Raw genomic sequence first — 19,289 nt, forward strand, 5'->3', positions numbered from 1 at the left:
CGAAAGCGTGGAGGGCGGAGGGCTACTCCGGCTTCCACAACCCGTGACGCCGGGCCCGGCGGCCCAACGTCACGGGGTCCATGCCCAGGGCCACGGCGGCGCGGCGCAGGACGCCGCCATGGCGCTCCAGGGCCTCGCGGATGAGGTCGCGCTCCACCTGCTGGAGCCGGGCCCTCAGCGAACCATCCCCGGTGGGGTCCGCCCGGGGCAGCGTGTTGTTGAGGAGCGCGGGCGGCAACAGGCGCCGGGTGAGCATCTCCCCGGGCCGGGACAGGAGCACCGCCCGCTCCACCACGTTGCGCAATTCGCGCACGTTGCCCGGCCAGCCGTAGCCGTGCAGCACCTCGTCCGCGTCCGGGGCCACGCCCGTGGCGGAGCGCTTCAGGGTGCGGTTGAACTGCTCCACGAAGGCGCGGGCCAGCTCCGGGATGTCCTCCGGGCGCTCGCGCAAGGGCGGGATGTCGATGGTGAAGCTGTTGAGCCGGTAGAAGAGGTCCGCGCGGAAGCGGCCGGCGCGCACCTCCTCGCCCAGGTCCCGGTTGCTCGCTGCCACCACGCGCACGTCCACGTGGCGCACCTGGGTGCCGCCCACCGGGCGGATGTCGCCCGTCTCCAGCACGCGCAACAGCTTCGCCTGGAGGTTGGGCGTGGTGTTCTCGATCTCATCCAGGAAGATGGTGCCGCCGTTGGCCAGCACGAAGAGGCCCGGGTGGTCCGACACCGCGCCGGTGAAGGCCCCCTTCACGTGGCCGAACAGCTCGCTCTCCAGCAGCGTCTCCGTGAGCGCGCCGCAGTCCTGGACGACGAGCGGCAGGTCCCCCCGGCCGGAGAGCCGGTGGAGGATGCGCGCCAGCACCTCCTTGCCGGTGCCCGTCTCGCCTTGCAGCAGCACCGCCACCCGGTGGGGGGCCACCAGGCGCACCATCTCCATCACCCGCTGCATCGGAGGGCTGCGAAAACCCAGGTCTTCTCCGTGGCGGCCCACGCCCACCACCGGAGTCTGGGCCAGCGCGCGCTCGCGCATGAGGTTGCGCTCCAGCTCCAGCGCCATGCGCCACTGCTCCGTGCGGAAGCCGTGCTCGCGCCCTGCCTGGAGCACCGCCTCGCGCATGGCTTCCGGGTCCGGCCAGGCCCCCGGCGCCCGGTAGATGCGGCCGGAGTTGAAGAGCGCCACCAGCCGCTCCGGGGCCGCGGGGGCGCAGTAGACGATGCGCGAGGCCAGGTCGCTGGGCGGCCCCGCCCCCGTGGGGTCCACCTCCGCGCGCAGCTCCGCCAGGGACTCCACCAGCGCGAGCGCCCGCGACTCGTCCTGGCCACACACCAACAGCACCGCCATGTCCCCGCGCGTGAGCAGCGCGTGCACGTCCTCCGCGGTGGCGGCGAAGTGCGGCGTGGCCACGCCGTCCAGGGCCTGGCGCACCGCGCGCGTCTCGTCATCCGAGGCGAAGGCGGCCACCACCTGCAGGTGGGAGCTGGCCAGGTAGCGCGCCAGCTTCACGCCGTCCGCCGCGTCGAAGGCGCCGAAGCTGATGCCCAGCGCCGCGACGGTGCCCCCGACGCCCGCCGTGTCGTGGCGCCAGCGCACAGTGCCGTGCACGCGCACGTGGGCGCCCGTGTCCGGCAGAGAGAAGGCCATCTCCACCGGCTCGTTCTCGTGCGGGCCCTCGGAGGGGCGGCGCGGCGTGGCGATGAGCCCGATGCCCGTCTCGCTGATGTTCACGGACCAGCAGCCATGCAGCGGCGGCTGGGTCACCACCTTCACGTACAGCGGCTTGCGCTCGCTCCGGGGCAGTTGCTCGGACGCGGGGCGCGACATGGGGTGCGTCACTCGACCGGCCTCATGGCCGCCGCGCGGCGGGCTTGCTGGAAAAATACGAACATCGCGGACGGGGTTTCTGCCTGATTCTCCCGTCATCGCAAGTCGGCGGCAAAGGGGATGTCCTCTCAGCACGCCGCAAGTGGACACGGGTCCAAAGCGCCCTGCCCGGAACACGGCGAACCCTCCCCCCACACCACACCACAACCCACGGCGCGAAACGTCCGTGCTCCGGTGGTGCGCATCCCACGCGACGGGCCGTGTCGTCCCTTCCGGTGTGTTGAAGGATTCCAACCGGGCCGTCTGAAATTGATGTCTGTCTTTCGCTCCGAACCTGCCCAGCATGCAAGCGGGCTCAGCGTCGCTTGTGTTCGAAATAGAACTTCGGTATTCGGTTTATCACCTTGGAACACGGCAGGCTTTTCCCCCGCTGCCGGATGGAGCACCGAACACCCGTCACGCTGTCTTTCTCCTCCCGTCGCCGCGGCCCTGTCGAACAGGTCCGGGAGCACGCGAGGGGATTGCCCCACCGTAAAGCCAGACATCCCCCAGCCGTGCCCCTGTCTCCTGTCGTTGGAGCATGGCTTTTCACTGCCTGTCCTTTCCCCCTGGGCCAATTCCTTGAAGAAAACCCTCCTCCTGGTTGAAACGTTGTTCGTCCTGGGCGCCGCTGGCTGTGGCGCTCCGGATGGTTCCCTTCCGGCGGAAGACCGCCAGCCCACGCTCGAGACGTCCGCCGAGGACCTCACCACCACCGGCTGCACGCAGCTCACGCCCGCGAGCGTGAAGGCCAGCGGCGACGACGGCACTGGCAGCGTCGCGGCGAACACGCTGGATGATCAGCTCACCACCCGCTGGAGCAGCCTGGGCAAGGGCCAGTGGATTGACTTCGACCTGGGCGCCACCAAGGCCGTGAGCGCGGTGTCGGTGGCCTGGCACGAGGGCAACAAGCGCGCGAACACGTTCACCGTCTCCGTGTCGCCGGACGGCTACACCTATACGCAGGTGTACAGCGGCAAGAGCCTGGGCACGACCACCGCGGCGGAGACGTACGCCTTCACGTCGGTGAGCGCGCGCCGGGTGCGCGTGACGGTGCAGGGCAACTCCCTCAACGACTGGGCCAGCATCGCGGAGGCGCGCCCGTGCTCCGGCACCGTGACGACGCCGCCTCCCACCACCCCGGGCGGCATCGTGTGGCGGGGCGACTTCGAGTCCGGCAGCCGCAGCCAGTGGGACGGCACGCAGATGATGTCCGCGGACCGGCTCCAGGTCGTCTCGTCGCCGGTGCGCGAGGGCGGCTACGCCCTCAAGGCCACGGTGAAGCAGGGCGACGACCCCATCAACTCCAGCGGCAACCGCAACGAAATCTTCAAGCAGACGAAGGAGGCGGTGGGCTCCGAGTACTGGTACCGCTGGAGCACGCGCTTCGCGGCGGACTTCCCCAGCGTGAACACCTGGCAGCTCTTCACCCAGTGGCACCATGACGGGTGCTGCGGCTCGCCGCCGGTGGAGTTCTACGTCTACGGCGAGGAGATGCGGCTGAACATCGGCGGGTCCCCGGGCACCATCGTCTGGCGCACGCCGCTGGTGCGCAACACGTGGCACGACTTCGTCTTCCACGTGAAGTGGTCCCCCAACGCGAGCGTGGGCTTCGTGGAGCTGTACTACGACGGCCAGCTGGTGCTGCCCAAGCGCAACATCGCGACGCAGTACTCCGGGCAGCTCAACTACCTGAAGATCGGCCTGTACCGGAACGACACCATCGCGCCGGTGGGCGTCGTCTACCACGACGGTTGGGTGATGGGCCGGACGCAGGCGGACGTGCTGGACGCCAACTACAAGTTGAAGTGAGACACCGGCCGCGTGCCCCGGTAGGCGCCGGGGCACGCTCCGGGATAGGCTTTCCTCCAGTTTCTCCCGAGGAGCCGTCCCATGCGTCTGTGCGCCGCGCTGACCGCCTTGTCCCTGCTGGCGTCCTGCACCACGACCTATGCCATTCCCAAGCCGGAGCTCACGCGGCTGGATGGCTTCCGGGACGAGAACGCGGCGCTGATGCGGGAGCTGGGCGACGTGATGCTCAACCGCGTCACGGAGCGCAAGCGCACGGTGCGGGACGTGGAGGGCCAGGCGCACCAGTTCACCTCCGATACGCCGCTGGCGCTGGCGCGGGTCTCCGCCCAGGCGGACACGGAGTTCCAGCGCTTCATCGAGGTGGGCGTGGACGGCGACCGCTTCCGGGGCGTACCGCTGGAGGGCTCCACCTCCAGCACCACCGCGCCCCCGGTCGTCGTGTCCCTGTCGGAGGTGGACCACGCCCGGCTGCGTGAGTTCAGCCTGGGCAAGACGCTGCTGCTGACGGGCACCATCGGCGTCGCGTTGATGGGGTCGCTGGTCATGGTGAGCAAGCTCTTCAAGCCCACCACCGGCTCGGACCCGGACGATCGCGGCGGCATCATCGACCTGGGCCCGACGCCCCGGCTGACGTTCTGAGGTTCCGCTAGCGCGCGTCCGTGCGCTGGCGCAGCAGCCCTTCCTGGGCCACGGAGGCCACGAGCCGCCCGTCGCGGGTGAAGACATGCCCGCGCGCCAGGCCGCGGGCGTTGCCGGCCCAGGGGCTTTCCATGGTGTAGAGCAGCCAGTCGTTGACCTTCAGGTCGCCGTGGAACCACAGCGCGTGGTCCAGGCTGGCCATCTGGAAGCCCGGCTGGAGGAACGTCTGCGCGTGCGGCTGGAGCGCGGTGCCCAGCAGGTTGAAGTCGCTGGCGTACGCGAGCACGTAGCGGTGCACCTGGGGCTCGTCGGGCATGGCGCCGTCGGCGCGGAACCAGACGTGCTTCACGGGCGGCTCGGCGGTGGGCTCGAAGGGGTCCACGTACGTCACCGGGCGCATCTCGATGGGCTTGGCGGAGAGGAACTTCTCCCGGTGCCGCTCCGACATGCGGCCCGCGTGGCGCCCCAACAGCTCCAGGTCCGTGGGCAGCGACTCCGGCGGCGGCACGTCCGGCATGGTGGCCTGGTGCGTGAAGCCCGGCTCCTCGCCCTGGAAGGACGCCATCAGCGTGAAGATGGGCTGCCCCTTCTGGATGGCCACCACGCGGCGGGTGGTGAAGCTGCCGCCGTCACGCACGCGGTCCACGGTGTAGACGACGGGCAGGCTCGCGTCCCCGGGGCGCAGGAAGTAGCCGTGCAGCGAGTGCACCGCGCGCTTCTCCTCCACCGTCTGGCTGGCGGCGGACACGGACTGCCCCAGCACCTGCCCTCCGAAGAGCTGCCGGAAGCCCAGGTCCTGGCTGGCGCCACGGAACAGGTTCTCCTCGATGGGCTCCAGCTTCAGGAGCCCCAACAGCTCGTCCAGCACCCGGCTCATGTACGTCCTCCCGTTTTGACGCACCCCGTCCATATCCCAGCCCCAGGCCCGTGCGCGCGGACCAATGTAGAGTGCGGCGCCTTTCTGCCCCGGAGGAGCCCGTGGCCTCGCTTTCCCTGCCAGACGCCGTCCGGCGGCACCCGGCGGCCTGGGGCATGGTGGCCACGTTCGCCGCCAGCCTCCTCCTGCGCGGGCTGTACCTGGCGGGTTCGCCGGACCGGGACTGGCCCTTCTCCGTCTTCTTCGCGGGCGACGCGCGCTTCTTCCACACCGCCGCGGTGGACCTGGCGAGGGGCCGCGAAGGCCCGGTCGCCCTGCCCTACCACCCGCCCCTGTTCCCCGCGCTGTTGGGACTGCTGTACCGGGTGCTGGGCGAGCCCGCGGGCAGCGCGCTGCCCTACAAGCTGGCGCTCGCCTGTCTGGGCGCGGCCACGGTGGCTTTCTGCCAGGGCTTCTGGCGGCGCCTGTTGGGAACGCCGTGGAGTCTGGTGGCGGCGGGCCTGTACGCCACGAGCTTCGGGTGGCTGGTGCTGTCCACCACGTACAGCAATGAAACGCTGTCCGCGCTGTGGCTGTGTTTCACCTGTGCGCTGGCATTGCGCATGGGCGGCGCGGTGCCGTCCTGGCCCGCGGTGTTGGGATTGGGCGCGGTGATGGGCTGGGGCACCCTCACCCGCGCGGAGCACCTGGGGCTGTGGCCCTTCCTCCTGGTGTATGCGTGGACGGCGCGCGAGCGGGGGCCCTGGAAGCCGTGGGCCCTGCGCTGGGGCGCGGCGATGGGCGTGTCCCTGCTCCTGCTCGTTCCCTCCGCGCTGCGCAACGTGGACACGATGCGCGAATTGAACGCGCGGGCGCCGCACCTGGAGCCGCTGCCGGAGTGGGTGCCCGTCACGGTGTATGGGCCGCTCAACTTCGCCATGGCCAACCACTCGGGCGCCACCGGGGGCTTCACGCCGGCCCTCATCAATCAGGGCGGCAACAACGGACAGTTGGACCCCTCCCGCCCGGAGCACCGGCGCCTGCTCTTGCACGGCTACGCGGAAGGGCTGCGCTGGATGGTGGCCTCGCCCGGCGACGCGGCCCGGCTGCTCTGGACGAAGCTGGACCTGTGGCTGGACGGCCTGCGCCTGGGCGTCGGCGTGTCGGACGTGCCCGGAGGACTCACCGGCGAGCGCGCCCCGGTGGACGTGTTCGTCCCCGACTCCGCGTGGCTCAAGTGGCCGCTGGCGGCGCTGCTCCTCGCGGGGATGCTGCTGTCGCTCAAGCCCGCGCACGCGCCCTTCCGGCTGCTGTCGCTGGTGGTGCTGCACCGGGTGCTCATCACGCTCGCCTTCTTCGGCTATGCGCGCGGCCTGCTCGTCGTCTTCCCCGCGCTCCTGCCGCTCCTGGTGCTGCCATTGAAGGTCCTGGGCGAGCGCCACGCGGCCGTGGCCCGGAGGCTGCCCGCGCTCGCTGGGGCGCTGCTGTTGCTCCTGTGGGCGGAGGCCGCGCTCGTCGCCACGCGGGAGACGCCCCGCCGCTTCATGGCCAGCGGCACCACCGACGCGGTCAATGGCAAGCTCATCCAGGACGACCGCGTCCGGCTGTGGCCCCAACCCTGAGCAGGCGTCCGGTTGGAATACTGCGGGCAGGACAAAACGCTTCGCGGGCAAAGAATGGCCAGTGAACACTTCAAGCCGCTGATTCCATTCTATTTTCAGCAATACGAACTTACTCAGGAATAGCCGCAATACACTTTTAAAAAGCACATGACCTAAGCAGGAGGCGCTCCGCCCCGGAGCCCGCCGGTCCCGTCCGGCGGCATCACCCGAGGAGACGTCATGCGCCCCCTGCGGTCAGCGTTGTGTTGTCTTGCCCTCCTGGTGTCATCCACGACGTACGCATTCCAACCCTCCCAGCCCGAGCAGCAGAGCGCGGCGGCGAAGAAGGCCTTCTTCAAGCCAGACCTGTACCTGCCCATCCAGAACGTGCCGCTGGAGAAGGCGCGGTCTCTGATGCCGCGCGCGGGCGCGGACAAATGGGCGGGGTTCGTCACCCGCTTTGGCGGCAACGTGCAGGTGTACCTGGATCCGCTGTCCGGCATGCCCACGGGCATCCAGGGCAGCTTCCCGCTCATCCCGGGTGACGGCTTCCGCAACAACGTCTCGCTCGAGTCCGTGCGCCAGGGTCTGGGCCGCTCGGTGGGCAGCGTGGACGAGTCCGTGGTGGGAGAGCTCGTCTTCAAGTTCGTCGCGGACCATCAGGACGCGATTGGCGTGGACCTCCTGCAGCTGGGCTCGCCGCGAGTGACGCAGGTGACGGAAACGCTGTGGCAGGTGCACATCCCGCAGGTGGTGAACGGCATCACGGTGCGGCACGGCCGGCTGACGGCCACCATCAGCCACGGCAACCTCATCCTCCTGGGCACGGAGGCGTGGGCCAACGTGGGCATCGACACGAAGCCCCGCTTCACCGCGAACCAGGCCATTGCCGCGGGCAGCACGTTCCTGGGCCAGACGCTGTCGCCCACCAGCCTGTGGCAGCAGCCCACGCTGGAGGTGACTCCGTTCGCGCGCACGGGCGCGGCCTTTGGCCAGGGCTACGGCCACGCGCTGGTGTGGAGCTACGGCTTCTCCAACCCCGGTGAGCACGAGCGCTGGAAGGTGACGGTGGACGCCAACTCCGGCGAGGTGCTCGCCGTGGAGGATGACAACCACTACTTCGACGCGCAGGTGAAGGGCGGCGTGTACCCGTCCACCAACATCGGCACCTGCACGTCGAAGGAGACGTGCGGCACCATGCAGCCCAACACGCCCATGCCGTGGGCGAACACGGGCTTCGCGTCGCCCAACAACTTCACGGACGGCGCGGGCATCTACAACTACAGCGCCGGCACCCTCAACACGACGCTCGCCGGCAAGTACGTGAGGATCGCCGACAGCTGCGGCTCCATCAACGTGAGCTCCGCCACGGGCAGCCTGGACCTGGGCGGCGTGAACAACGACCACGACTGCACGGTGCCCGCGGGCACGTCCCCGGGCAACACCCCGGCGGCGCGCTCCAGCTTCTACGAGCTGAACAAGATCAAGGAGGTGGCCCGCGGCTGGCTGCCCAGCAACACCTGGCTGCAGGGCCAGCTGACGTCCAACGTGAACCTGTCCAGCACGTGCAACGCGTTCTGGAACGGCAGCACCGTGAACTTCTACAAGTCCGGTGGCGGCTGCCGGAACACCGGCGAGATTGGCGCGGTGTTCGACCACGAGTGGGGCCACGGCATGGACAACTTCGATGCCAACGGCTCGCTGTCCAACTCCAGCGAGGGCTACGCGGACATCGCGGGCATCCTGCGCCTGCAGACGTCCTGCGTGGGCTACGGCTTCTTCCAGACGACGGACACGGGCTGCGGCCTGACGCCGGACGGCACGGGCTACAACCAGCAGGAGTCGCAGGTGACGGGCCAGTCCTGGTGCAACCTGCGCTGCTCGGGCGTGCGTGACGCGGACTGGGCGGCGAGCGCGCCGAACATCCCGGCCACCCCGCAGAACTTCACCTGCAAGATGTGCTCGTCTGGCTCCGGCCCGTGCAGCAAGCAGGTGCACTGCGCCGCGTCCCCCGTGCGCCAGGCGGCGTGGGACCTGGTGACGCGCGACCTCACGGCGGCGCCCTTCAACTACAACTCCAACGACGCGTTCCTCCTGGGCAACAAGCTCTTCTACCAGGGCTCCGGCAACATCGGCACGTGGCACGCCTGCAACTGCACCGCGGGCACGTCCGACGGCTGCGGCGCGACGAACGGCTACATGCAGTGGCTGGCCGCGGACGACGACAACGGCAACCTGGCGGACGGCACGCCGCACATGACGGCCATCTACGCCGCGTACAACCGCCACAACATCGCCTGCTCCACGCCCGCGCCCACCAACGGCGGCTGCGCGGCGGGCCCCACGGCGGCCCCCACCACCACGGCCACCCCGGGCGACAGCCAGGTGAGCCTGTCGTGGACCGCTTCCGCGGGCGCCAGCCAGTACTGGGTGATGAAGACGGAGGGCTTCGCGGGCTGTGACTTCGGCAAGGCGCGCGTGGCCACCGTCACCGGCACCAGCTACACGGACCCGGAGGTCGCCAACGGCCGCCAGTACTGCTACTCGGTCGTGCCCGCGAGCAGCAACGCGTGCTTCGGCCAGGCGTCCGCCTGCACCTGCACCACGCCCACCTGCGCGGCGCCCGGCGCGCCCACGCTGTCCACCCCCTCCTCCGGCGCCACCGGTGTCGAGCTGCTCGCGGTGCTGGACTGGGCGGACGTGACGGGCGTGTCCGGCTACGAGGTCCAGGTGGCCACCGACAGCGCGTTCACCAACGTGGTGCGCAGCGCCAACTCGCTGGTGGCCAGCACCTGGACGGTGTCCCCGGGCCTGTCGGCGACCACCGCCTACTACTGGCGCGTGCGGGCGCTCAACTCGTGCGGTGGCACCAGCTCCTGGAGCGCGGCGCAAAGCTTCACCACGCGCGGCTGCGTCACCCTGGCGGCCCCCACCCTGACGGCCCCCGCCAACGCGGCCACGGGCGTCGCGCTGGCGCCGGCGCTGGACTGGTCCGACGTGACGAACGCGTCCGCGTATGACGTGCAGGTGGCCACCGACAGCGCGTTCACCAACGTGGTGCGCAGCGCCACCGGCCTGTCCACCAGCGCGTGGAACGTGACGCCGGGCCTGTCCAACCTCACGGCGTACTACTGGCGCGCGCGGGGCACCGACAGCTGCGGCGCGAGCCCGTACAGCGCCGCCTTCAGCTTCACCACCACCAACGTGTGCACGCCCACCGTGGCCACGTACAACTCCACGCTGCGCACCCCGGCCTGCGGCTCCGTGTGCGGTTGCGACACCGGCCCCACGCTCGTCAACGGGCGCGGAACGATGTCCGGCGGCATCGAGCCCAACCAGCCCAACACCCTGGGCGCCACCTGCACGGACGGAGCCTCCGGCGTCTACCACTCGGATGAGAGCATCGACCGCATCGTGCTCAAGACGGTGGACCAGGGCACCATCACCCCGGGCAAGCAGCTCACCGTGGACGTGACGGTGTGGTGCTACGGCACCACGGACCAGCTGGACCTGTACTACACGACGAACACCACCACGCCCGCGTGGACGGCCGTCACCACCGCCCAGGCCTGCACCGCGGTGGGGCTGAAGACGTTCTCCATCCCCGTCACCGTGGGCAGCACCACCGGCAACCACGCCGTGCGCGCGCAGTTCCGCTTCGGCGGCACCGCCTCCAGCTCGTGCGTCACGGGCAGCTACAACGACCACGACGACCTGGTCTTCAACGTCGCGTCCGCGGTGGCCGCCAACCCCACCGCCCCGTCCGCGAAGCAGGTGCGCGGCCGGGCCGTGACGGCGCGCTAGTCAAGACGCGCGAAGCCGTCCTTCAGTGACATGGGGGCTCCCGGTCCACACCGGGGGCCCCCGTGCCTTTTGACGCGGCGCCTACCAGGTGTAGACGACGGACGGCGCGGACCGCTTCGCGGGCCCGTGGTGGACCATCTCGATGTTGTTGCCGTCCGGATCCAACACGAAGGCCGCGTAGTACCCCGGGTGGTAGGAGCGCTCCCCGGGAGCCCCGTTGTCACGGCCCCCCGCGGCCACCGCCGCCTGATGGAAGCGCTGCACCATCTCCCGGTCCTTCGCCTGGAAGGCCAGGTGCACGCGCGCGGTGGGCTCCCGGTCGCTGCTGAGGAAGAGCTCGTCCGCGGCCAGGTGCCGCTCGCTCTCGTTGAAGACCGGGATGCCCATGACTTCCAGCACCGCGCGGTAGAAGCGCTTGCTCGCCTCCAGGTCCCTGACCTGGAGGTGGACGTGGTCGAACATGCGGCCGTGGTGCAGTTCCATGGTCTGCCTCCCGTGATTCGCGCGTCGGGTGTCGTTCAACACCGCGCGCTCCCCGTGACCATCAGAGCTGCAATTCACGCATGTCAAGGCGCCTCCGCCCGGGAAGTCGTGAAAGCGGCAGCGACTTCCACAAAAGCGCGGGCGCGCGGCGGCGGGACGACGCAGCTTCGTGCGATAGTCCGCGCCACTTCGCAGTTCTTGCCTTCAGGAGGGTGCCGCGATGTTCATCGAAATCATCGTCCTGCCCCGTGAAGAGCAGTCCCCGAACCGGCGCGCGGCAAAGGCCTCCAAGGCTCCCCAGCCGCTGGAGAAGCGTGGCCGCGCGGAGCTGGCCCAGGTGTGGCGTGAAGAGGGCAAGGCCTTCCACGGCGCCGTCCTGGAGTTCATCAAGGCCCAGCACCTCCTGGGCGCGGTGAAGTGGATGAGCGAGCCGGGGCTGCTGCCCCAGGTGACGCTCGTCGCCTCGGACCGCGTCCTGGAGAAGCTCCAGGCAGAGCCCCGCTTCGCGGCCGGCCGCTCGCTGAGCATGAACCTGCAGACCTGAGAGCCGCCCGTCCTCGCGGCTTCCCCCTCGCGTTTCCCATTTTCCAATCATTTTTCCGTGACGCCCGCGTGAGCCCTTCCGCGGCGCGTCCGCGGCGTGGCCGGGGTGCGTTACCGTTGGCGGCGAAAGCTGTCTCATCGTGTTTCACGATGCTGTCAGCCTTGACGGCGGTGTCTTGAATTCCACAGGATGCGCCCCCAACCCCCGAGGTCTGGCCAGACGGCCCGGACTTGAACGTGGGCGGTCCTTGCCGTGCCTCCCGTCAGTGCGCCCCTCGCCTGGAATCGGAGCGGAACATGCGTTTGAAGAGAGTGGTCCCCGTGGTCGTGTCGCTGTGTTGCGCCACCGCTTCCGCCGAAGAGCCGCGTGACAAGGAGGTCTACATCAGCATCGGTTCGGAGACGGTGGGCACGGTGCGCTCGTCGTTCCGCGGCGGGAACGCGCCCACCCTGGTGCGCGAGGCGAACGGGGTGAGCGTGCTCAAGCTCACCGAGTCGCAGCTGGGCGACGTGTCCGCCATCATGCACGACAAGTATCACCGCTGCGCGGGCTTCATGGCGCACGACACGCAGGAGGCGGCGCTCGCGGCGCTCGGCCCCGCGCAGCCCGTGCAGTCGCTGGTGAGCTACACGCTGGACAACGCGCCGGTGGTCAACTCGCTGTTCTCCGGCCTGCAGGAGGCCAGCCTGCGCAGCACCATCATCCAGCTGGCCAGCTACACGAACCGCTACTACAACAACTCCACCGGCGGCACGCAGTCGGCCAGCTGGCTGCGCGACACCTGGACGTCCTACGCCAGCGGACGCGACGACGTGAGCGTGCAGCTGTACACGCACTCCGGCTGGACGCAGCCGTCCGTCATCGCCACCGTCACCGGCACCGTCTACCCGGATGAGGTGGTGGTGATTGGCGGCCACCTGGACTCCATCAACATCAACGTGAGCTCCTCCAGCCGCCCCACGGCGACGGCGCCGGGCGCGGATGACGACGCCTCCGGTGTCGCCACGCTGTCGGAGGTCTTCCGCGTGGCGATGGCCAAGGGCTACAAGCCGGCGCGCACGGTGAAGTTCATGGCGTACGCAGCGGAGGAGGTGGGCCTGTACGGCTCGCAGGCCATCGCGCAGGCGCACAAGTCCGCGGGCGCCAACGTGGTGGGCGTGCTCCAGCTGGACATGACCAACTACCGCGGCTCCTCGTGGGACCTGACGCTCGTCACGGACAACACCAACGCGGCGCAGAACGCGTTCCTGGGCAACCTCATCGACACGTACACGGGCTACACGCGCACCAACATCACGTGCGGCTACGGGTGCTCGGACCACGCGTCGTGGACCGCGCAGGGCTACCCGGCGTCCCTCCCGTTCGAAGCGCAGATGAACAACGACAACCCCAACATCCACACGGCCAACGACACCCTGGCCAACAGCACGGACGGCAACGCCAACAACGCGCTGAAGTTCGCGCGCATTGGCGCCGCGTACCTGGCGGAGCTGGGCAAGGGCACCATCCCGGGCCTGCCCACGGACACCACGCCCCCCACCGTGTCGCTCACCGCGCCGGCCAGCGGCGCGACGGTGAACGGCACCACCAGCATCACCGCGACGGCCAGCGACAACGTGGGCGTCAGCAAGGTGGAGTTCCTGGTGGACGGCGTGGTGAAGGGCACCATCGTCTCTTCTCCGTACAGCTACGCGTGGGACAGCCGCACGGTGGCCAACGGCAGCCACACGGTGGCGGCGAAGGCACATGACGGTTCGGGCAACACCACCACCACGACGGCGCGCACGGTGACGGTGGCCAACGTGTCCACGACCGGCACCTACGACAGCACGTACAAGACGCTGCGTTGCAGCGCGGCGGCGGCCACCTGCGACAGCGGCACGCTCTTCAACGGCCGCGGCTCCCTGGGCCCGGAGCTGAACACGCCCAACACGCTGCGCGGCACGTGCAAGGACGCCAGCAGCGGCACCTACAAGAGCGACGAGTCCATGGAGGCCCTCAAGGTGTCCACCGTGGACGGCTCCAATTTCGCCGCGGGCAAGCAGGTGAAGGTGGAGGCCACTGTCTGGGCCTACGCCACCCCCTCGTCGGACCGGCTGGACCTGTACTACACGGCCAACTCCACCGCGACGACGCCCGTCTGGACGCTGATCACCTCCGTCACGCCGCCGGGCCCGGGCCAGCAGACGATCTCCGCCACGTACACGCTGCCCGCCGGCGCCAACCAAGCCGTGCGCGCGCAGATGCGCTACGGCACCAGCACGCCGACCAGCGCGTGCATCTCCGGCGAGTACAACGACCGCGACGACCTGATGTTCACGGTCCAGTAAGCGGCAGCTGACCTGAAGTGACGCGGGAGGGGATCCGGGGTGCTGCCCCGGGTCCCCTTCGTGTTTCAGGCGGCCTTGAGCCCTTCGAGCGGCAGCTCCACCACGAAGGTGGAGCCCAGGCCCGGCGCGCTGTCCACGGTGATGCGGCCGCCGTGCGCCTCCACCACCTGCCGGGCAATCCAGAGCCCCAGGCCCAGGCCGCCGTAGTTGCGCCCGGGCACCGCTCGCTCGAAGCGCTCGAAGATGCGCGCGCGGTCCGCCTCGCTGATGCCAATGCCCTCGTCGCGCACGGTGAGGCGCGCGGTGCCATCCTCGGCGGCCACGCGCACCGCGATGGGGCGGCCCTGGCCGTACTTCGCCGCGTTCGTCAGCAGGTGGTTCACCACCTGGTCGATTCGCAGCCGGTCATACCGGCCCACCAGCGGCATGTCCGCGTCCAGCGTCACCGTCACGCCCATCCGCGCCACCTCCTCGCGCAGCCGGGCCACCGCGTTGCCCACCACGGAGGTGAGGTCCACGTCGTTCAGGTCCAACGCGAGCCGTCCGGTGGTGAGCTGCGACACGTCCAGCAGCGTCTCCATCAGCGCGTGCAGCCGCTGCACCTGCCGGCCGGCGGACTCCAGCGGGCTCCTCGCGCGGCCCAGCGCGTCGTCTCCCAGGCTGCGCTCCAGCCGCTCCAGGTGCAGGCGGAAGGCAGCCAGCGGCGTCTTCAGCTCGTGGCTCGCCACCGCGAGGAAGTCGTCCCGGGCCTGCACGCTTTCGCGCAGCGACTGGGAGAGCAGCTCCTGGCGCAGGGCCTCTCGGCGACTGCGCGACAGCTCCAGCATGGAGCGTACGCGCGCCACCAGCTCCCGGGCGCTGAAGGGCTTCACCAGGTAGTCGTCCGCGCCCGCCTCCAGCCCCTCCACCGCGGCCTCCTCGCCGGCGCGGGCGGACAGCATCACCACGGGGACGGCGCGCGTGGACGGCCGCTCGCGCAGGCCGCGCAACAGCCCGAAGCCACCCAGCCGGGGCATCATCACGTCCGTCAGCACCAGGTCCGGTGGACTCGCGCGCGCGGCGGCCAGCGCTGCGTGTCCGTCCGTCGCCAGCGTCACGTCGAACGACGGCGACAGCACGCGCTCCACGTACTCGCGCATGTCCGCGTTGTCGTCCACCACCAGCACCTTCGCCCGGGGAGCCTCCTCTGCCGGGGACTCCTCGTCCGTCAGCGCCCGCACCGGCTTCAGCGCCCGGAGCACGGGCTCCGCGTCCGACCAGCGCTCGGCCTCCTGGAGGTAGGGGCGCGCGTCCAGGGCGGTGGACTCCTGCTGACGCGCGGCCTGGATGCGGTCCGCGGGCAGGTGCGCGTGGCCCCGGGGGATGCGCACGGTGAAGGTGGTGCCCCTCCCCTCCTCGCTCTCCACGGTCACGTCGCCGCCGTGCAGCTCCACCAGCTCATGCACGAGCGCCAGCCCGATGCCGGTGCCTTCGTGCGTGCGGCTTCGCGCGTTGCGCACGCGGTGGAAGCGCTCGAAGAGGTGGGGCAGCTCCTCCGCGGGGATGCCCGTGCCCGTATCGGTGACGCACAGGAGGATGGAGGCGCCCCGGGCCTCCTGCCGCACGATGATGCCGCCCTCGAAGGTGAACTTGAGGGCGTTGGAGAGCAGGTTGAAGACAACCTTCTCCCACATCTGCCGGTCCACCCAGACGGGCTCCGGAAGCGCGGCGCAAGCCACGCTGAAGGACAGGCCGGTGCGCTCGATGGCGGAGCGGAAGTGGCCCGTGAGGTCCCTGGTGAAGGAGGCCAGCTCGGTGGGCTCGAAGCTGGAGTCGATGCGGCCCGCCTCCAGCCGGCTGAAGTCCAGCAGCGTGTTCACCAGCCGCAGCAGGCGGCCCGCGTTGCGGTGGACGAGCTCCAGGTCCTTGCGCGCGGCTTCCGTCACCGGCACCTGCGCGAGCACGTCCTCCAGCGGCCCCAGCATCAGCGTGAGCGGCGTGCGGAACTCGTGGGAGATGTTGTGGAAGAAGGCCGTCTTCGCCCTGTCCAACTCCGCCAGCGCCTCCGCCCGCTGGCGCTCCTCCTCGTGGGCTCGCGCGTTGCGCAGCGACGCCGCCACCTGCGCGCTCAACAGCTCGCTGAAGGAGGCGTGGCCTTCATCGAAGGCGCGGTTGGGGGACAGCGCCGTGACGAGCACCCCCAGCGGCGCGGCCGTGCCGGAGCCCGCGAGCGGCTGGAAGAGGAACGTGCCCACCGCGTCACCAAACGGTCCACCCTTCAAGGACAGCAGCGCCTCCAGTCCGTCGCGCTGCACCCGCTCCCCTCCGAGCGTGCGCAGGAACGGCGCCGCCATCCGGGAGCTGGCGTCCAACTGCACGGTCTCCGGGCTCAGGGGGCCGCCGCGTTCGATGCCCACGGTCCCGCACAGCGTCAGCGACCTGCCGTCCCCCTCGCGCAGATAGAGGAGCGCGCACGGAACATCCAGGGGGTGGTCCGACAGGGCGGTCAGCAGGTCGCCGCACGTCTTCACCACGCTGCGCGTGTCCGCTGCCTGGGCGGACAGGTCGCGCAACAGCCGCGTGCGCCGCTCGCTCAGCACCCGGGGCGTCACCTCCGCGCACACCGCGAGCATGCCGCCAATGGCACCCGTGTCGTCGTAGGCGGGCGCGTGGCTCACGTCGAAGTAGGACTCCTCGCGGTAGCCGCTGCGGTTGAGGAGCAGTTGGAGTGCGGGCACCCAGCTGGCGACGCCCGTCGTCATCGCCTCGCGCACCAGCGGCTCCAGCGAGTCCCACGCCTCCGCGAGCGTGCCCCGGATGTCCGTGCCCAGCGCGGCCGGGTGCTTGTCGCCAATCACCAGCGAATAGGCGTCGTTGTAGAACTGGGTGAGGTGCGGACCCCAGGTGAGGATCATGGGGTAGCGCGACCCGAGCAGCGTCTTCACGAGCATCTTGAGGCTCGTGGGCCAGGAGGCCACGGGCCCCACCGGTGACGCGGCCCAGTCGTGCGTGCGCACCAGCGCGTGCATCTGACTGCCGCCGGTGAAGAGGGTCTCCGGCGTCTGCTGCGGAACATCCTGACTCATCGCGGGCGCTGCTCCTCACATCAGCGAGCCATGTCCCTAAGTCGGCTCCTGGGGGCTTCCCACTGGAAATGTGCCCATCCGTTCGGAGTGGAGCACCTCCCGGGCGCCCGGCTGGCCGCCTGCCGTGAAACAGCGGGCGGGCTGTCCTCCGCCAGGCACCGGTCCCACCTTGGAGGGGATGATGCCATCCCCTCAGTCCGAGTCCCGCGTACTGCGCGAGAAACACCCCACCGAGGGCGCGGAGCGAGGTCGGCTGTCGCCCCGGCGCGAGGCACTGCTCCAGGCGCGCATCAAGGACCTGTCCCTGCGGCTGGGGGGGCACGCCGCTGGAGCGCTACATCGCGCAGCTCCATGCCGAGCTGGAGGCGAAGGGACTCTCCTTCAAGCCCCAGTGCTACCTGTCCGACGAGTGGGGTTGTCCGTCGGGGGTGCCCGTCATCGGCCTGCCCTTCTACCTGGCGGATCCGGACCTGCAGTCCATCGAAGCGGAGCTGGGCGGCAGCGCGGAGACGGAAGCCGAAATCCTGATGTATCTGCGCCACGAGGCGGGCCACGCGTTCAACTACGCGTACCGCCTCTACGACACGGACGAGTGGCGCCGCGTCTTCGGCGACTACGGCCGGCCCTACCAGGACGACTACAAGCCCCGGCCCTTCTCGCGCCGGTACGTCTTCCACATCTCCGGCTGGTACGCGCAGAAACACCCGGACGAGGACTTCGCGGAGACCTTCGCGGTGTGGCTCACGCCGGGCAGCGACTGGGCGAAGCGCTACCAGGGTTGGGGCGCGCTCAAGAAGCTCCAGTACGTGGAGGACATCGCGAAGCGCCTGGGCCGCACGACACCGTCCGTGCAGCTGGCCGAGCCCGACTTCACCACCGAGGAGATGGAGGGCACCGTCCAGGACCACTACCGCCAGCGGGAGCTGGACGAGAAGGTGGACGTGGAGCTGCGCAACGCCTTCGACCACGCGCTGGAGGACATCTTCTGGGGGCCGGGCGAGGCACCGGTGAACGCGGCGACGCTGGTGCAGGCGGAGCGCCAGCGCCTCCTGTCCACCGTGGGCCACTACGCGGGGGTGAGCCGGGGCGTGGTGCGCGCGCTCGTGGACCACCTGGCGGAGCGCACCGCCGCACTGAACCTCACCCTGCACCCGGACGACAGCCGCGAGGCGGCGATGCAGCTGGCGTCGCTCGTCACCGTGCTGGCGATGAACTACCTGCACACCGATTGCTTCTTCGAGGACTGAGACATGCCCGTGAAGTCCCTGCGCATCGCAATCCTCCACTACCAGACGAAGGACGACCCGACAGATCCCGTGGTGAAGCAGGTGGGCGCGGCGCTGCGCGCGGCCGGCCACGACCCCCTGGAGGTGCGCGTGGACGAGAGCGTCTCCGACCTGGTGCAGAAGCTCACGCACACCCACGCGGACCTGGTCTTCAACCTCTGCGAGACGTTCGCGGAGGACTACCGGCTGGAGGTCAACGTCGCGGCGGTGCTGGAGCTGGCGCGCATGCCCTTCACGGGCGCCGGCACCGCAGGGCTGCTGCTCGCGCAGGACAAGGTGCTCGCCAAACAGCTGCTCCAGTTCCACGGCGTGCTCACGCCCCGCTTCGCCACCTTCGACGGCACGTCGTTCCAGACGAGCGGCGACTTGTCCTTCCCGCTGGTGGTGAAGCCGGCGCGCTCGGATGCATCCCTGGGCCTGGGCGTCGAGAAGGACATGGAGGGGCTGGCGAGACGGGTGAAGAAGATCCGTCAGGAGTACGACGACGAGGCGCTGGCGGAGGAGTACATCGAGGGCCGCGAGCTGTACGTGGGCGTGGTGGGGGACGCGGCGAAGCCGGAGGTGCTGCCGGTGGTGGAGCTGGACTTCGGCTCCCGGTGGAACCGCAAGCGGATGAAGATCGCCAACCGCGAGGTGAAGTTCGGCCCGGAGACGCCGGGCAGTCCGCGCCTGGTGCTGCCCAAGGACTTGTCGGATGAATTGAAGGGCCGCATGGAGCGCGCGGCCGTCACGGCGTTCCGCGCGCTCAAGCTGCGCGACTACGCGCGCATCGACTTCCGCGTGTCCAGCCGCACCAACGAACCCTACCTCCTGGAGGTGAACCCCAACCCCTACCTGGAGACCCAGTGCGAGGTGGCCATGGGGGCGAAGGAGCGCGGCCTGGGCTACGAGGCGCTCGTGCAGCGCATCGTGGACACTGCGGCCCGGCGCCACGGCCTGGGCGTGGGGCCCAAGGCCACGGCGGGTGCGCCCTCTCGGGAACCGGCCCCCGCCCCGCACTGAGCCCGCTCCAGC

The 19,289-nt window shown here is 70.0% G+C and carries 12 protein-coding genes; 8 read left to right on the forward strand and 4 right to left on the reverse strand.

Annotation, left to right across the window (positions count from 1 at the left end; translation table 11 throughout):
- Positions 1-22: 22 nt before the first annotated feature.
- Positions 23-1,816: a sigma 54-interacting transcriptional regulator gene (locus GTZ93_RS37905; protein ID WP_139919271.1), complete on the reverse strand. Its 1,794-nt coding sequence runs from the start codon at positions 1,814-1,816 to the stop codon at positions 23-25.
- Positions 1,817-2,437: 621 nt separating this feature from the next.
- Here GTZ93_RS37905 and GTZ93_RS37910 point away from each other — a divergent pair.
- Together GTZ93_RS37910 and GTZ93_RS37915 are read left to right on the forward strand one after the other, a co-directional pair.
- The gene (locus GTZ93_RS37910; protein ID WP_139919270.1) at positions 2,438-3,667 is read left to right on the forward strand and encodes a heparin lyase I family protein; all 1,230 of its coding nucleotides are present in this window, start codon (positions 2,438-2,440) and stop codon (positions 3,665-3,667) included.
- Between the two features lie 81 nt (positions 3,668-3,748).
- Positions 3,749-4,306 carry a hypothetical protein gene (locus GTZ93_RS37915; RefSeq protein ID WP_139919269.1) on the forward strand — a complete coding sequence of 186 codons (558 nt, stop codon included), beginning with the start codon at positions 3,749-3,751 and terminating at the stop codon, positions 4,304-4,306.
- 7 nt (positions 4,307-4,313) lie between these two features.
- Here the strand turns inward: GTZ93_RS37915 and tesB are convergent, their stop codons facing one another.
- Positions 4,314-5,183 (reverse strand): acyl-CoA thioesterase II, encoded by an 870-nt coding sequence (tesB, locus tag GTZ93_RS37920; protein ID WP_120577972.1) that lies wholly within the window; start codon positions 5,181-5,183, stop codon positions 4,314-4,316.
- Positions 5,184-5,338: 155 nt separating this feature from the next.
- On the opposite strand from tesB, the gene GTZ93_RS37925 reads away from it, so the two are divergent.
- Both GTZ93_RS37925 and GTZ93_RS37930 read left to right on the forward strand, forming a co-directional pair.
- The gene (locus GTZ93_RS37925) at positions 5,339-6,784 is read left to right on the forward strand and encodes an ArnT family glycosyltransferase (RefSeq protein ID WP_139919273.1); all 1,446 of its coding nucleotides are present in this window, start codon (positions 5,339-5,341) and stop codon (positions 6,782-6,784) included.
- Positions 6,785-7,003: 219 nt separating this feature from the next.
- A complete protein-coding gene (locus tag GTZ93_RS37930; RefSeq protein ID WP_139919268.1) occupies positions 7,004-10,567 on the forward strand; it encodes an endopeptidase in 3,564 nt (1,187 codons plus the stop codon).
- An 81-nt stretch (positions 10,568-10,648) separates the two neighbouring features.
- Here the strand turns inward: GTZ93_RS37930 and GTZ93_RS37935 are convergent, their stop codons facing one another.
- Positions 10,649-11,050 (reverse strand): VOC family protein, encoded by a 402-nt coding sequence (locus tag GTZ93_RS37935; protein WP_139919267.1) that lies wholly within the window; start codon positions 11,048-11,050, stop codon positions 10,649-10,651.
- Positions 11,051-11,270: 220 nt separating this feature from the next.
- Here GTZ93_RS37935 and GTZ93_RS37940 point away from each other — a divergent pair, with 220 nt between their 5' ends.
- Both GTZ93_RS37940 and GTZ93_RS37945 read left to right on the forward strand, forming a co-directional pair.
- A complete protein-coding gene (locus GTZ93_RS37940) occupies positions 11,271-11,594 on the forward strand; it encodes a hypothetical protein (protein ID WP_120577969.1) in 324 nt (107 codons plus the stop codon).
- Between the two features lie 296 nt (positions 11,595-11,890).
- Positions 11,891-13,924: a M20/M25/M40 family metallo-hydrolase gene (locus GTZ93_RS37945; RefSeq protein ID WP_139919266.1), complete on the forward strand. Its 2,034-nt coding sequence runs from the start codon at positions 11,891-11,893 to the stop codon at positions 13,922-13,924.
- A 65-nt stretch (positions 13,925-13,989) separates the two neighbouring features.
- Here GTZ93_RS37945 and GTZ93_RS37950 read toward each other — a convergent pair whose 3' ends face one another.
- Positions 13,990-16,989, reverse strand: coding sequence for a hybrid sensor histidine kinase/response regulator (locus GTZ93_RS37950; protein WP_139919265.1), 3,000 nt, complete (start codon positions 16,987-16,989; stop codon positions 13,990-13,992).
- A 428-nt stretch (positions 16,990-17,417) separates the two neighbouring features.
- On the opposite strand from GTZ93_RS37950, the gene GTZ93_RS37955 reads away from it, so the two are divergent.
- Together GTZ93_RS37955 and GTZ93_RS37960 are read left to right on the forward strand one after the other, a co-directional pair.
- Positions 17,418-18,236 (forward strand): putative zinc-binding metallopeptidase, encoded by an 819-nt coding sequence (locus GTZ93_RS37955; RefSeq protein WP_257979253.1) that lies wholly within the window; start codon positions 17,418-17,420, stop codon positions 18,234-18,236.
- A 3-nt stretch (positions 18,237-18,239) separates the two neighbouring features.
- Positions 18,240-19,277, forward strand: a complete 1,038-nt coding sequence (locus tag GTZ93_RS37960) for a D-alanine--D-alanine ligase family protein (protein WP_139919264.1) — start codon at positions 18,240-18,242, stop codon at positions 19,275-19,277.
- The last annotated feature ends 12 nt before the right edge of the window (positions 19,278-19,289 follow it).

The organism is Corallococcus exiguus (assembly GCF_009909105.1).
Lineage (GTDB): Bacteria > Myxococcota > Myxococcia > Myxococcales > Myxococcaceae > Corallococcus > Corallococcus exiguus.

What these genes read in the sequence shown, in the direction of transcription:
- GTZ93_RS37960 (WP_139919264.1), top strand. Translation starts at nt 18,240, where the DNA reads ATGCCCGTGAAGTCCCTGCGCATCGCAATCCTCCACTACCAGACGAAG.
- GTZ93_RS37930 (WP_139919268.1), top strand. Translation starts at nt 7,004, where the DNA reads ATGCGCCCCCTGCGGTCAGCGTTGTGTTGTCTTGCCCTCCTGGTGTCA.
- GTZ93_RS37915 (WP_139919269.1), top strand. Translation starts at nt 3,749, where the DNA reads ATGCGTCTGTGCGCCGCGCTGACCGCCTTGTCCCTGCTGGCGTCCTGC.
- GTZ93_RS37925 (WP_139919273.1), top strand. Translation starts at nt 5,339, where the DNA reads ATGGTGGCCACGTTCGCCGCCAGCCTCCTCCTGCGCGGGCTGTACCTG.
- GTZ93_RS37905 (WP_139919271.1), bottom strand. Translation starts at nt 1,816, where the DNA reads ATGTCGCGCCCCGCGTCCGAGCAACTGCCCCGGAGCGAGCGCAAGCCG.
- GTZ93_RS37940 (WP_120577969.1), top strand. Translation starts at nt 11,271, where the DNA reads ATGTTCATCGAAATCATCGTCCTGCCCCGTGAAGAGCAGTCCCCGAAC.
- GTZ93_RS37935 (WP_139919267.1), bottom strand. Translation starts at nt 11,050, where the DNA reads ATGGAACTGCACCACGGCCGCATGTTCGACCACGTCCACCTCCAGGTC.
- GTZ93_RS37945 (WP_139919266.1), top strand. Translation starts at nt 11,891, where the DNA reads ATGCGTTTGAAGAGAGTGGTCCCCGTGGTCGTGTCGCTGTGTTGCGCC.
- GTZ93_RS37950 (WP_139919265.1), bottom strand. Translation starts at nt 16,989, where the DNA reads ATGAGTCAGGATGTTCCGCAGCAGACGCCGGAGACCCTCTTCACCGGC.
- tesB (WP_120577972.1), bottom strand. Translation starts at nt 5,183, where the DNA reads ATGAGCCGGGTGCTGGACGAGCTGTTGGGGCTCCTGAAGCTGGAGCCC.